The 12,530-nt window shown below is 72.1% G+C and carries 13 protein-coding genes; 3 read left to right on the top strand and 10 right to left on the bottom strand.

Going from position 1 to position 12,530, the window contains the following annotated elements; genetic code table 11:
* Positions 1-13 precede the first annotated feature (13 nt).
* Entirely contained in the window at positions 14-691 is a 678-nt protein-coding gene (locus tag BLR91_RS11900; protein WP_018190295.1) for an endonuclease/exonuclease/phosphatase family protein, read from the bottom strand.
* A gap of 154 nt (positions 692-845) precedes the next feature.
* Here BLR91_RS11900 and ligD point away from each other — a divergent pair, with 154 nt between their 5' ends.
* A complete protein-coding gene (gene ligD, locus BLR91_RS11895; protein WP_172823209.1) occupies positions 846-1,865 on the top strand; it encodes a non-homologous end-joining DNA ligase in 1,020 nt (339 codons plus the stop codon).
* 4 nt (positions 1,866-1,869) lie between these two features.
* Here the strand turns inward: ligD and BLR91_RS11890 are convergent, their stop codons facing one another.
* Both BLR91_RS11890 and BLR91_RS11885 read right to left on the bottom strand, forming a co-directional pair.
* Positions 1,870-2,517: a UdgX family uracil-DNA binding protein gene (locus BLR91_RS11890; protein ID WP_089875143.1), complete on the bottom strand. Its 648-nt coding sequence runs from the start codon at positions 2,515-2,517 to the stop codon at positions 1,870-1,872.
* A 64-nt stretch (positions 2,518-2,581) separates the two neighbouring features.
* Entirely contained in the window at positions 2,582-3,646 is a 1,065-nt protein-coding gene (locus BLR91_RS11885; RefSeq protein ID WP_089875145.1) for an ATP-dependent DNA ligase, read from the bottom strand.
* A 120-nt stretch (positions 3,647-3,766) separates the two neighbouring features.
* Between BLR91_RS11885 and BLR91_RS11880 the strand changes: the two genes are divergently transcribed.
* Positions 3,767-4,213: an SIP domain-containing protein gene (locus tag BLR91_RS11880; protein WP_089875147.1), complete on the top strand. Its 447-nt coding sequence runs from the start codon at positions 3,767-3,769 to the stop codon at positions 4,211-4,213.
* A 117-nt stretch (positions 4,214-4,330) separates the two neighbouring features.
* On the opposite strand, the gene BLR91_RS11875 is transcribed toward BLR91_RS11880, so the two are convergent.
* The 7 genes from BLR91_RS11875 to BLR91_RS11845 all read right to left on the bottom strand — a co-directional run bounded on the left by BLR91_RS11875 (position 4,331) and on the right by BLR91_RS11845 (position 11,656).
* Entirely contained in the window at positions 4,331-5,176 is an 846-nt protein-coding gene (locus BLR91_RS11875; protein ID WP_089875149.1) for an SDR family NAD(P)-dependent oxidoreductase, read from the bottom strand.
* The gene (locus BLR91_RS11870) at positions 5,173-5,553 is read right to left on the bottom strand and encodes a Fe-S oxidoreductase (RefSeq protein ID WP_089875152.1); all 381 of its coding nucleotides are present in this window, start codon (positions 5,551-5,553) and stop codon (positions 5,173-5,175) included. Before BLR91_RS11870 ends, BLR91_RS11875 begins: the two co-directional genes overlap by 4 nt.
* Positions 5,550-7,001 (bottom strand): dihydrolipoyl dehydrogenase family protein, encoded by a 1,452-nt coding sequence (locus tag BLR91_RS11865; protein ID WP_089875154.1) that lies wholly within the window; start codon positions 6,999-7,001, stop codon positions 5,550-5,552. The genes BLR91_RS11870 and BLR91_RS11865 overlap by 4 nt, the downstream gene beginning before the upstream one ends.
* 87 nt (positions 7,002-7,088) lie before the next feature.
* Positions 7,089-7,874, bottom strand: coding sequence for a crotonase/enoyl-CoA hydratase family protein (locus BLR91_RS11860; RefSeq protein ID WP_089875157.1), 786 nt, complete (start codon positions 7,872-7,874; stop codon positions 7,089-7,091).
* Positions 7,875-7,884: 10 nt separating this feature from the next.
* The gene (locus BLR91_RS11855) at positions 7,885-8,766 is read right to left on the bottom strand and encodes an arginase family protein (protein ID WP_089875160.1); all 882 of its coding nucleotides are present in this window, start codon (positions 8,764-8,766) and stop codon (positions 7,885-7,887) included.
* Positions 8,763-9,512 carry a PspA/IM30 family protein gene (locus BLR91_RS11850; protein WP_089875162.1) on the bottom strand — a complete coding sequence of 250 codons (750 nt, stop codon included), beginning with the start codon at positions 9,510-9,512 and terminating at the stop codon, positions 8,763-8,765. The genes BLR91_RS11855 and BLR91_RS11850 overlap by 4 nt, the downstream gene beginning before the upstream one ends.
* A 56-nt stretch (positions 9,513-9,568) precedes the next feature.
* Positions 9,569-11,656, bottom strand: coding sequence for a TPM domain-containing protein (locus tag BLR91_RS11845; RefSeq protein WP_089875164.1), 2,088 nt, complete (start codon positions 11,654-11,656; stop codon positions 9,569-9,571).
* Positions 11,657-11,780: 124 nt separating this feature from the next.
* Here BLR91_RS11845 and BLR91_RS11840 point away from each other — a divergent pair, with 124 nt between their 5' ends.
* Positions 11,781-12,527, top strand: coding sequence for a gamma-glutamyl-gamma-aminobutyrate hydrolase family protein (locus tag BLR91_RS11840; protein WP_089875165.1), 747 nt, complete (start codon positions 11,781-11,783; stop codon positions 12,525-12,527).
* Positions 12,528-12,530 lie beyond the last annotated feature (3 nt).

Genomic DNA, 12,530 nt, shown 5'->3' with positions numbered 1-12,530 from the left:
GCGGTCGGCGCCGTCAGGCCGCGAGCTCGGCGTCCAGCCGGATGGGCCGGTGGTCCGAGGCGCCGGCGGGCAGCACATCCACCCGCTCGATCTCGAAGCCGGTCGACGTCACGAAGTCGAAGTAGCCGGAGAAGAACTTGTAGCGCAGGTAGGTCGGCTGCGTCGTGCGCTTCAGCGTGTAGCCGGAAGTCGTGAGGTGCCGCTCCAGGCCCCGGATGAACCAGGGGTAGTTGAAGTCGCCGACCATGACCGCCGGGGTGTCGGGGGCGAGCGAGCGCATCCCGTCGTGGGCGGCGGCGATCTGCTTGCGCCGCAGCGAGTTCAGCGCGGTGAGGGGTGCGGCGTGGAACGACCCCACCAGGATCTCCTCACCGTTGTCGCGGTCGCGGAGGTGCACGGCCAGCAGGCGCTCGTTGGCCGGCGCCAGCACGCGGTCGTGCAGCGACTTCTGCACGGCGAACACCTGGCTGTGGAGGATCTCGTAGCGGTCGTCGCGCACGTAGACCGCGAGGCCCAGCCGGTTGGCCCGGGTGGTGTCGGCGAGCACCAGGTGGTGCAGGCGTTCGGGAAGGGCGTCGCTGTCGCATTCCTGCAGGCACAGGACGTCGACGTCGTACGCCTCTGCGATGCCCGTCAGCTCCCCGCTCGCGGCGTGCTTGCGGAGGTTGTAGCTCACGATCCTCAGGGTCATGCACCTCTTCTCGAAGGACCTCGTTCGCGGGCGGCACGGATGCGCGCCCGCTCTGCCATTCTGTCCCACTTGTGAGACCGCTCAAGCGACCACGTGTGATCCCACAAGGAATTCACATCACGGACACCGGCGGTTCGGGCGGTACGGTGGTCGCATGGCAGGCGGCGCTGTAGTCCTCACGGTCCCGGGTCCCGATGGCGACAGGGAGGTGCGGATCTCGAGCCCCGAGCGGGTGATCTTCCCCGGGGCCGGCATCACCAAGCTCGATCTCGCGAACTATCTCGTGGAGGTCGGCGACGCATTCGTCCGCGCGAACGGCGACCGGCCGGTGTCGCTTCAGCGGTTCCCGGAGGGGATCGACGGGGAGCAGTTCTTCTCGAAGAACCCGCCGCGCGGGGTGCCGGACTACGTGCGCTCCGTCACGGTGACGTACCCGAGCGCCCGCTCGCATCCACAACTCGTGATCGACGAACCGGCCGCCGCCGTGTGGGCCGCGCAGATGAACACGGTGGTGTTCCACCCCTGGCCGTCGCGCGCCGAGGACTCGGACAACCCCGACCAGCTGCGCATCGACCTCGACCCGCAGCCGGGTACCGGCTTCGCCGACGCCGTGCCCGCCGCCATCGAGCTGCGGAAGGTGCTGCAGGAGGCCGGGCTCACGGCGTTCATCAAGACCTCCGGCAATCGGGGACTGCACGTCTTCGCGCCGATCGTGGCGCAGCGCGAATTCCTCGACGTCCGGCACGCCGTGATCGCCGCCGCGCGCGAGCTCGAACGACGGATGCCGGACCGCGTGACCACGGCGTGGTGGAAGGAGGAGCGCGGGGAGCGCATCTTCGTCGACTTCAACCAGGCCAACCGCGACCGCACGATGGCCGGCGCCTACAGCCCGCGGGCGCTCCCGCACGCCTCCGTGTCGGCCCCGATCACGTGGGAAGAGCTGGAACACGTCGACCCGCGCGACTTCACGGTGCTCACCATGCCCGAGCGACTGCGCACGGTCGGCGACCCGTGGGAGCACTTCGCTGCGGACCCCGGCACGATCGACGTGCTGCTCGGCTGGTGGGAGCGCGACCTGTCGAACGGCCTCGGCGAGCTGCCGTTCCCTCCGGACTACCCCAAGATGCCGGGGGAGCCGCCGCGCGTGCAGCCGAGCCGCGCGAAGAAGGCGTAGCGGGTCAGTCCGCCGCGAGACCGGAGGCCGCCTTCGCCGCCGTCTCCAGGTCGGCGACGAACGCGTCGAACGCGGCATCCCATCCCGGATCGTCGCGCAGCCGCAGCAGGGCGGACGGGTGCGTCGTGACGAGTACCGGCCGGCCCTCTGCGGACTCCTGGACGCGTCCCCGCTCCTCCTGGATGCGCGCCGGGCGCCCGAGGACGCTCCGAGCGGCCGTCGCGCCCAGGCAGACGACGAGCCGGGGGCGGACCGCCGCGAACTCCGCCTCCAACCACGGGTGGCAGGCGACGATGTTGCCGACGGCCGGCTTCTCGTGGATGCGCCGCTTGCCCTGGCGGTGGAAGCGGAAGTGCTTCACCGCGTTTGTGACGTACACGTCGCCGCGGTCGATCCCCGCCGCTTCCAGCGCCTGGTCGAGCAGGCGCCCGGCCGGCCCGACGAACGGCTCGCCCTCGATGTCCTCCCGGTCGCCGGGCTGCTCGCCGACGAGGGCGAGCGCGGCCCCCGCGCGACCCGAAGAGAAGACGACCTGCGTCGCATCCCGGTACAGCTCGCAGCCGCGGCAGTCCGGCGCGGCGGCCCGCAGGCTCCGCAGGTCGCGTTTCTCGGGGAGGAACTCGTCGGCTCCAGGTCGCTCGACATCCGCCATGCGAATCACGGAACCACCGGGGAGCGTGTCTCGCAACGCCCTCACGGCGCTGTCGTGTGGCGGATCAGGTCAGCACGTCGCCCAGGTCGTACGCGATCGGCCGGTCCAGCTGCTCGAAGGTGCACGACCGCGCCTCGCGGTCCGGCCGCCAGCGCTCGAACTGCGCCGTGTGCCGGAAGCGCATCCCCTCCATCTGGTCGTACCGCACCTCGAGAACGCGCTCGGGGCGCAGCCGCACGAACGACACGTCCTTGCTGCCCGAGAAGCGGCTCCGGTCGGTCTCGCCGGTGACGGCCGCTCCGCTCTCGTCGCGCTCCACCAGCGGCTCCAGCTCGTCGATCAGGGACAGCCGCTTCGCGTCGGTGAACGCCGAGACGCCGCCCACGTTGCGCAGCTGGCCGTCGTCGTCGAACAGCCCGACGAGCAGGGAGCCGACGCCGCGGCCGCTGGTGTGGATGCGGTACCCGAGCGCCACGACATCGGCCGTCCGGTGGTGCTTGATCTTGAGCATCGTGCGCTTGTTCGGCGCGTACGGCCCGGCCAGCGGCTTCGCGACGACGCCATCCAGCCCGGCGCCCTCGAACTCGACGAGCCAGCGGCGCGCGAGGTCGACATCCGTCGTGGTGCGCGTCAGCTGGATCGGAGCGGGCAGGTCGCCGGCGAACTCCTCCAGAGCCGCCCGCCGGTCGGCGAACGGCCGGTCGACGTACGAGTCGTCGCCGATGGCGAGCAGGTCGAAAGCGACGAAGGTGGCCGGCGTCTGCTCCGACAGCAGCTTCACGCGGGTCGCGGCCGGATGGATGCGCTGCGACAGCGCCTCCCAGTCGAGCCGCTGCTTCCCGGGCTCGCCGGTCGGCACCACGATCTCGCCGTCGAGCACGCACGGGCCGGGCAGGATGCTGCGGAACGCCTCCACGAGCTCTGGGAAGTACCGCGTGAGCATCTTCGAGCCGCGGCTGCCGATCTCCACGGACTCCACCGCGCCGTCGCCCTCGGCGTAGACGATGGCCCGGAAGCCGTCCCACTTCGGCTCGTAGCTGAGGCCGCCCGTCACGCTGTCGGGCTCCGGGACGGCGGGGACCGCCTTCGCGAGCATCGGGGCGATGGGGGAGGAGGCGGAGGGCTGCATGCTCCGATCATGCCGCGAACGACCGACCTCGGGAAGGGATGCGGTCACCCGCGTCGCACGCTGAGGATGCGCTCACAGCCGTTGGAGCTTAGGTAAGGCTCGCCTATACTCGATCGCGAGATGTACCGTCCCGATCACGCCACCCACACCGCCTCGACCGCGCACCACGACGACCGCGTGCAGTTCCTGGTCGTCGGGGATGAGACCTCGCTCACCGAGCTGGAGGCCGAACTCGCGCTCCTCCCGCTGTGCGCGCGCGGCCGCGTGTTCGTCGAGGTCGGGGAGCCCTCGGAGGTCGTGCCGCTGGCGACGCCGATGCGCATGACCGTCACCTGGCTGATCCGCTCGCACCGCAGCGGTCGGCCCGGCACCGGCGAGCTGTGCGCCCGCGGCGAGGCCGGCGCCCGCGCCGTGCGCGCCTGGTGCGACGAGATGCTGTGCGACGGGCCGGGCGAAACGCGTGCGATCGTCACCGGCGGCTTCGCGCTTGCGACCGAGGTGCGCGACCACCTCATCCACACGGTCGGCATGCACCCCGAGGCCGTGGCGGCGCCGTCCTTCCGCTGACGCCGGGCGTCCGCCGTGTCGCCCACCCCAGGTCGGTGAGCTGGTTGACGCGGCACGCCGCGACGCGTCCGTATTGCGCGGCGTGTTGCGTCAACTCGGCGGGGTCAGCCGGCGGGATCAGGCGGGGACGTCCAGCCCCACCAGCGCCTCGCTCGCGGCCCAGAGGTCGCGCCCGAGCTGCGCGTTGCGCGCCTGCGGGTTGACGCGGCCGTTCACCGTCAGGCGGTCGAAGTACGTGCCGCTCGGCGCACCGACCCGCGCCGGCCCGGCCAGGAACAGCAGGGGAGCGGCCCCCGCCGCGACCGAGATGCCGAAGCTGCTCCGCGTCACCAGGTGGCCGAAACGGATCAGCGGCGACGAGTTGCCGAAATTGGTGGCGATGGTTCCGGGATGGAACGAGTAGGCGCTCACGCCGGTCCCAGTCAGGCGCTCGGCCAGCTCGGCGGCGAACAGGATGGTCGCCAGCTTCGCCGTGCCGTACGCGCGCCAGCCGCCCTGCCAGGGGCGCCGCTCCCAGTCCAGGTCGTCGATGCGCAGGTTGCCGAACCGGTTGGCGAGGCTGGCGGTGGAGACCACCCGCACATCCCGTCCGGACGCCGCGGTCTCGACGAGTCGCGGCCGCAGCAGTGCGGTGAGCAGGAAGGGCGCGAGGTGGTTCGCCTGGATGGTCCGCTCGTGCCCATCCACCGTCAGCTCGCGCTCGTGGTAGAGCCCGCCGGCGTTGTTGGCGAGCACGTCGATCGTGTCGTACCGGTCGAGCAGGGCCGCCGCGAGGGCGCGCACGTCGTCGAGGCGCTCGAAGTCGGCGAGGAACGGCGTCGCTCCGATGCGTTCCGCGACTGCGCGGGTGCGCTCGGGGTTGCGGCCGACGACCGCGACCTCGTCGCCGCCCGCCTTCAGCTGCTCGGCCGCCACGGCTCCGATGCCGGAGCTCGCGCCCGTGATCACGATGGTGCGCGTCATCGGTACCCGCCTTTCTCGAGGCCCGCCTCGATTTCGAATCGGTTGCGGAGGGGATTGCGGCCGGCGACGAAGTAGAGCAGCGGGAACAGCATCCCGTACCGCTGCCACTGCCGCTTGTGGATCGCCTCGTGCTCGAGCACGTCGTCGCTCACGTTGTGGTCGGTGAGGTACACGCCGCCCACACACGACCCGCCGCGGCCGAAGGTCGCCTTCGGCATGCCGCGGAACACCGTGAGCCCGGCGCGACGCTCGATGCGCCCGGTGCTCCAGAGGAATCCCCAGGTGAGGCCGACCGCGGTCGCATAGAGGTATCCGGCGCGGCTCACCGGCGAATCGAGCAGGATGCGGCCGAGCGGCGTGCGGTCGAAACCGCTCACTTCTCGGGTCTTCCGTAGGTCTCGAGCAGCCGCAGCCACACCTCGCTGACCGTCGGGTACGACGGGACGGCGTGCCACAGGCGGTCCAGCGGCACCTCGCCGACGACGGCGACGGTGGCCGAGTGGAGGAGCTCGCCGACGTCCTGACCGACGAAGGTCACCCCGAGCACGACCTTGCGGTCCTCGTCGACGACCATGCGGGCCTTGCCCTCGTACCCGTCGGCGACGACGTGCGCACCGGACACGCTCCCGATGTCGTAGTCGACGACCCGGATGCGGTAGCCCGCCTTCTCGGCGCGAGCGGCGGTCAGCCCGACGGAGGCGACCTCCGGGTCGGTGAAGGTGACCTGGGGGACGGCCTCGTGGTCGGCCGTCGCGACGAAGGCGCCCCACGGCTCCAGCGAGACGTCGCGTCCCTTGGCGCGAGCGGCGATGGCGTCGCCGGCGGCGCGGGCCTGGTACTTGCCCTGGTGGGTGAGCAGCGCGCGGTGGTTGACGTCGCCGACGCCGTACAGCCAGCCGCCGTCGACGGGCCGGCCGTCGCCTCCGAGCACGCGCATGCTGTCGTCGACGTCGAGCCAGGCGCCGTCCTCCAGACCGAACGCGTCGAGTCCGATGCCGAACGTGCGGGGGAGGCGCCCGGTGGCCACGAGGAACTCGTCGGTCTCGAGCACCGTGCCGTCGTCGAGGCGGATGCGGAAGCCCTCGTCGTCCGTGCGCTCCACCTGCTCGACGCCGGAGTCGAGGTGCAGGGTGGCTCCGAGCTTCGTGAGTGACTCGGCGACCATCTCGCCGGCGAACGGCTCGTCGCCGCCCAGCAGGCCGCTGCGTGCGATCAGGTGCACCTCGGTGCCGAAGCCGGCGTAGGCCGTGGCCATCTCGGTGGCGACGACACCGCCGCCCAGGATCGCGAGGGAGACCGGCACGCGCTGGGCGCTCGTCGCCTCACGGCTCGACCACGGCTCGCTCTCGCGGAGCCCGGGGATATCGGGCATGAGCGCGGCGGATCCGGTGGAGACCGCGACCGCGTGCTTCGCGCGGAGCACCGTGACCGTGCCGTCCTCCGCCGTCACGGTGACCTCGCGCGGCGCGGTGATGACGCCCCACCCGCGCACCAGGTCGATCCCGGCGCCGTTCAGCCACTCGACCTGGCCGTCGTCGTTCCAGTTGCTTGTCATGTCGTCGCGGCGCTTCAGCACCGCGGCCACGTCGAGCGGACCGGTGACCGCTTCGCGCGTCCCTCCGACCTTCTGGGCCGCGCGCAGCAGCGCCCCGCTCCGCAGCAGCGTCTTGGAGGGCATGCACGCCCAGTAGGAGCATTCGCCTCCGACGAGCTCGGACTCCACGATCACCGTCCGCATGCCGCCCTGAGCGGCCCTGTCGGCGACGTTCTCGCCCACGGCTCCCGCACCCATCACGATGACGTCGTAGTCCTTGATCTCGCTCATGTCTTCTCCCTGCCGCTGTCGATGGTGTGTCGGATGTGGTGCGTCGTGTCGTCCGTGGGGTTCGTCGCGCGCCCGCGGATCGGATGGCTAGCGGCCGACGAAGTGCGCCTCCGTGCGGGTCAGGAACGCCTCCATGCCGATCCGGGCGTCCTCGCTGCCGACGAGCCGGACGAGGGCGGGCTGCAACTCGGCCTCCGCCGCGGCATCCCCGTCGCGCACGGCCCGCTTCGCGTTGGCCAGCGCGGCCTGCACCGCCAGGGGCGCCTGTGCGGCGATCCGCTCGGCCAGCTCCAGGGCGCGGTCGAACTGCTCGCCGTCCTCGACGAGCTCCTGGACGAGGCCGATGCGGTGCGCCTCGGCGGCGTCGAAGAGGTCGCCGGTGAGGATGTAGCGCATCGCGTTGCCCCATCCCACCGCCCGGGGGAAGCGGAGGGTGGCGCCGCCGAACGGCAGGATGCCGCGCGTGACCTCGATCTGACCGAACCGCGTCCCGCGTGCCGCCACCGCGATGTCGGAGGCGAGGATGAGCTCGATCCCGAGGGTGAGGCAGGTGCCTTGCACGGCGATGACGACCGGCTTGGTCAGCTGCTGCCCCGAGACCTGCCACGGGTCGATGCCGTCCTCGCCGACGAAGGAGAGCCCGTCCTGTCCGATGCGCGGCCCGAGGTCGGCCAGGTCGAGCCCGGCCGTGAAGTGCTCGCCCACGGCGTGCACGAGACCGACCCGCAGTTCGGGATCGCGCTCCAGCTCTCCGTAGGCCAGCGCCAGCTGGCTCAGCAGCTCGAAGTCGGCCGCGTTCCGCTTCTCCGGCCGGTTCAGGCCGATCAGCAGCACGTGCCCGCGCCGCTCGGTCAGGATCTTGGGCTCGCTCATGGCTCCCAAGCTACCGCGCTCCGTCGGAGCCGGCCGCGGCCTGCGACGCGGTCGGGCCGGTCAGCGCACCGAGGATGCGGAGGATGACCGGGAGGTCGTGAGCTGCGGCGTCCGGGTTCTCCGGCGCGAACTCCATGAGGCCCGCGCCCGCGAGCTCGAACCGCCGGCGGAGTGCGCGGATCGCCTCGGTGAGCCGCTCCGGGAGCACGCCGAACGGCTCCGGGTAGCCGATCCCGTCGATGGTGGACGGGTCGAGCACGTCGAGGTCGATGTGGAGGTACACCGACGTCGCGCCGGTGGCCGCCACCGCGTTCACGGTCGCCTCCGGGTCATCCAGCTCGCCGGGTGCGACGACGCGGATGCCGGCCTGGTCCACGAAGGCCGACTCGCCGTCGTCGAGCGCCCGGACACCCGCGAGGATCAGCTGAGCGGGAGCGAGAACCTCCGGCCCGGTCGAGGCGAGCCCGTCCGGTCCGTCGCCGAGCAGCGCGCGCAGCACCATCCCGTGGAAGGCGCCGGACGGCGAGGAGTCGACATCGTTGAGGTCGCCGTGGGCGTCGAACCACACGACCGCCACCGACCCGGCGGGATGCGCGGCGAGCGCGTGCTGGATGGGCGCGAGCTCCGCACCGCAGTCGCCGCCGACCGTGACGACCGGCGCCTCGAGCAACGCGAGCTCGGCCAGCGTCGCCTCGCGGACGGCCGCGAGGGACGAGAACCGGTTGACGCCGCTGCCGAGCGACTCGCCCGCGGCGGCGGGCACCGGCACCTGGTGGGTGCGGGTGCCCGGCAGGTCGCCGCGGATGGCGTCGGCGCCGTCGATCAGGCGCATGGCCCGTGACGAGCCCGACCCCTGCCACTGCGGGACGACGAGGAAGGACGCGCCGCTCACCCCTGGGCGCCCGAGGTCACGGCCCCCTGCGACCCTCCGCCGGACTTGAGCGCGGCGAGCCGTGCCTCGACCTCGGTCATCTCGCCGAGGTCGTCGAGCTGCTCGAACTGCGAGTCGAGGCTGGATGCGGCGAGCTCCTGCGCGCCCCGCACCTTGGCCTCCTCCCGGCGGATCTTCTCTTCGAAGCGGGAGACCTCGCTGGTCGGGTCCATGATGTCGACGCTCTTCACGGCATCGATCACCTGCGCCTGCGCCTGCGCGCTCTTGGCGCGGGCGATCAGCTCGGAGCGCTTGCTCTTCAGCTGCTCCAGCTTCTCCTTCATGGCGTTGAGCCCGGTCTTGAGCTTCTCGACCACCTCGGTCTGCGCGGCGATCTGCGGCTCGGCGGCCTTCGCCTCGTTCTCCGACGAGATCTGCCGCTGCAGCGCGACCTTGGCGAGGTTGTCGAACTTGTCGGCGTTCGCGGTGTCGCCTGAGGAGCGGTACTGGTCGGCCTGACGGCTGGCGGCGAGCGCCTTGTCGCCCCACTCGGCCGCGGCCTCCACGTCTTCGCGGTGGTCGTCTTCGAGCAGTCGCAGGTTGCCGATCGTCTCGGCGATGGCGCTCTCGGCGTCGGCGATGCTGTTGGTGAAGTCGCGGACCATCTGGTCCAGCATCTTCTCCGGGTCCTCCGCCTGATCGAGGAGGGCGTTGATGTTCGCTCGCAACAGTTGCGAGATCCGTCCGAAGATGGATTGCTTCGCCATGTGCTCTTCCTTTCGCTCCCGCCCCCGTTGGGCGCTTGTGAGATGTGTCCGGCGGTTCAGAACCGTCCGCCGCCACGCCGGCTGCGGGTGCCCCCGCCGCCGAAGCTTCCTGCGCTGAAGCCGCCGCCGCCGCTCCGGGTGCGGCCGCCGCCTCCGCCGAAACCGCCACCGCCGAAACCGCCGCCGCCCCAGTTGCCTCCGCCGCCGCCCATCCCGCCGCGCAGGACCGAGTCGATGAGGATGCCGCCGAGGATGGCGCCCATCGTGCCGCTCCCGCCGCCGCGCCCGGAGGTGCCGCCGCCGAAGATGTCGCCGAGGCCGCCGCCTGCTCCGCCCATCCCGCCGAGGTCCGGCTGGAATCCGCCCACGTCCTGCTGGGCGAGCTGTGTCGCCTGGTCGGCGAGCTCCGCCGCGCGCTGGGCCTGGGCCAGGGCGGACACGGCGTCGGTCGCCGCGGTCTGCTCGGCCTGGACCACGAGCCGGGCAGCCTCCGCCAGCCGGGTGCGCGCCTCGGCGCCGACGGCTCCGCGCCGGGCGGTGATGAAGTCCTCGCACGCCGACACGCGCGCTTTCGCGGTCATCAGGGTCTGCTGGAGTGCCGACTGGGCGCGCTGCGCCTGGGCACGGGCATCGCGGACGCCCTGTAGCACCCCGTCGATGGATCGGTTGGCGGCGTCGAGCCGCTGGGCCAGTTCGAGAGGGTTGACGCGTCCGGCGGAGAGGGCCGCCTGCACGTCGGTCACGGTCTGCTCCGTGCCGGCGACCGCCGCGGCGATGGCGCCGCCGGGGTCGCTGGAGGCGGCGAGCGCGCGCGCCTCCGCCAGGTCGCTCCGCAGCTCGGCGAGGGTGCCGTCGAGCGACTGCTGCGCGGCGGCCAGGTCGGAGCCGAGCCGGTCGACCGCGTCGAGCAGCAGTCCCGCCTGGTCCGCCGACTCCTCGGCGGCGCGAACGCCCACCGCCGCGGCGCCCGCATCGCCGGCCGCCGCCTTCTGCGCGGCGCCCGCCAGCGCGGTGTCGGTGAAGTCGAGGCGCTGCGTCGCCTGGTCGATGTTGTCGTGAACGGTCCCGAGGGAGGCGTCGGTGTACCGCTGCGCCAGTCCGTCGAGCGTGCCGCGCGTCGCCGCGAGACGCTGCCGGAGGGCCGCGGCCTGGGTGGCGATCTCGGCACTCGCCTCGGGGATGCGCTTCTCGATCGCCCGCAGTTCGTCGAAGGCGTCGGCCTGCGCATCCAGTGCCTGATTGGCGGTGGCGCAGAGCTGGACGATCCGGATGTTCCACTCGCGGCGCTGCTCGTCGGTGTCGGGCTCCGCGTCGTCGAGCCGCTGCTTGAGCGTGAACGCCTCGCGCAGCTGCCCCTTCGCCGTGTCGAGGGCGGACTGGAACGGCACCACCGCATCCGCCCCGTACTGTGCGGTGGCGAAGCCGAGCTCCTCCTCGCTCGTACGGATGGCGTCGTCGGTCTGCACCAGCGCGGACCCGGCTCGCCGTTCGAGGTCGGGGAGGGAGATGGTCTGCAACTCGCTCTGCGGCGTGGTCGGCCCCGCGGCGGCCTTCTTCTTGCGGGAACCGCGTGAGCGGACCAGTAGGAACACGACGAGGCCGACGATCAGCACGCCGATGAGGAACACCCAGAAGAACACGGCGCCGCCACCACCTCCGCCGACGGCGTCGCCGAGCCCGTTCGCCGCGGCGACGGCCGCCCCGGCCCAGTCGCCGTCGTGCAGCTTCGGTTCGATGTCGTTGCGCTCGATGGAGTCGAGCTGGTCGGCGCTCACCGGGCCGTTGTCGTCGCCCGACAGGTAGTAGGTGCGGCCCTCGGTGGAGACCGCGAGCAGGTAGTCGCGCTGCCCGAGTCCGTTGCGCGCGGCCGTCTCGTTGGCCCAGTCGGCGGCCTCGGTCGGATCGGTGAACCGGTCGACGTAGACGACGTAGAGGTCGATGCGGTGATCGTCGTAGAGCTTTTTCGCGGCCGCCGTGATCGTCGACTCGTCCGATCCGCTGAGCACCTGCGCCTGATCGACGACGTGGCTGGGACCGAGATCGACCGGGTCCTGTGCGGAGGCCGGCGAGGCCGTGAGCAGCGTCGGCCCCGCTACGAGTCCGAGCGCCAGCAGGGCTCCGGTCAGCAGACGTCGCAAGCGCATCCACCCACTCTCTCGGGTCCGGCTGATACGCAGCCGAGTCTATTGGTGCTCTCCGACAGTGTCACTGTTTCGGCCTGTTACGGCCACCCGTGCGCTCGACGGACCCTGCTGGTGGGATGGGATCATGTCCGAGCAGCCGACTCTCGCCGTCGTCGAGGCCACGCGCTTCCGCGGCCATGATCCGGCCTATCACGACTACGTCCAGCTGCTCGTCGGCAACGTCATCGCCGAGGCCGAGGCGCAAGGCTGGAGGGTCGACCGGCTCGCGGCGGACCGCGGCGCCGACGCACTGCTCGCCGAGACCGAGCCGGCCGACGCCGTCGTCATCGTCGGCGGCGAGGACATCCATCCCGACTTCTACGGCGGCCGGACGGGCTACCCCAACGAGTCCCGGCATCTGCCGGCGGCCGACGCCGCGCAGATCGCCCTGGTGCACGCCGCCCTGGTGCGCGGCACTCCGCTCCTCGGCATCTGCCGCGGGCTCCAGATCGTGAACGTCGCGCTGGGCGGCACGCTGGTCCAAGACCTGGGCGAGGAGTGCGCGCACGTCAACCGCGGCGTCCCCATCCCGCAGGTGCTCACCACGCACACCGTGCAGGTCGAGGCGGGCAGCCGCGCGTCCGATCTCCTCGGAGCGGGTTCGCTCGAGGTGCGCAGCGCCCACCATCAGGCGGTGGATGCGCTCGGCGCCGACCTCGTCGTCACCGCCCGGTCCCACGACGGCCACGTCGAGGCCATCGAGCACGCCGACGCCCCGCTCCTCGCGGTGCAGTGGCACCCCGAGGACATCGCCGCCCCGGCCGGGCAGCTGACCGCGCTGCTCCGAGCGCTGAGGGTCGCCGTCCCGGCTCGCGAGGTCGTCGCGGCCTGAGCG

The sequence above is a fragment of the Leifsonia sp. 466MF genome (assembly GCF_900100265.1).
Taxonomy (GTDB): Bacteria; Actinomycetota; Actinomycetes; order Actinomycetales; family Microbacteriaceae; genus Leifsonia.
This window is presented reverse-complemented; position numbering and strand designations above follow the sequence as displayed.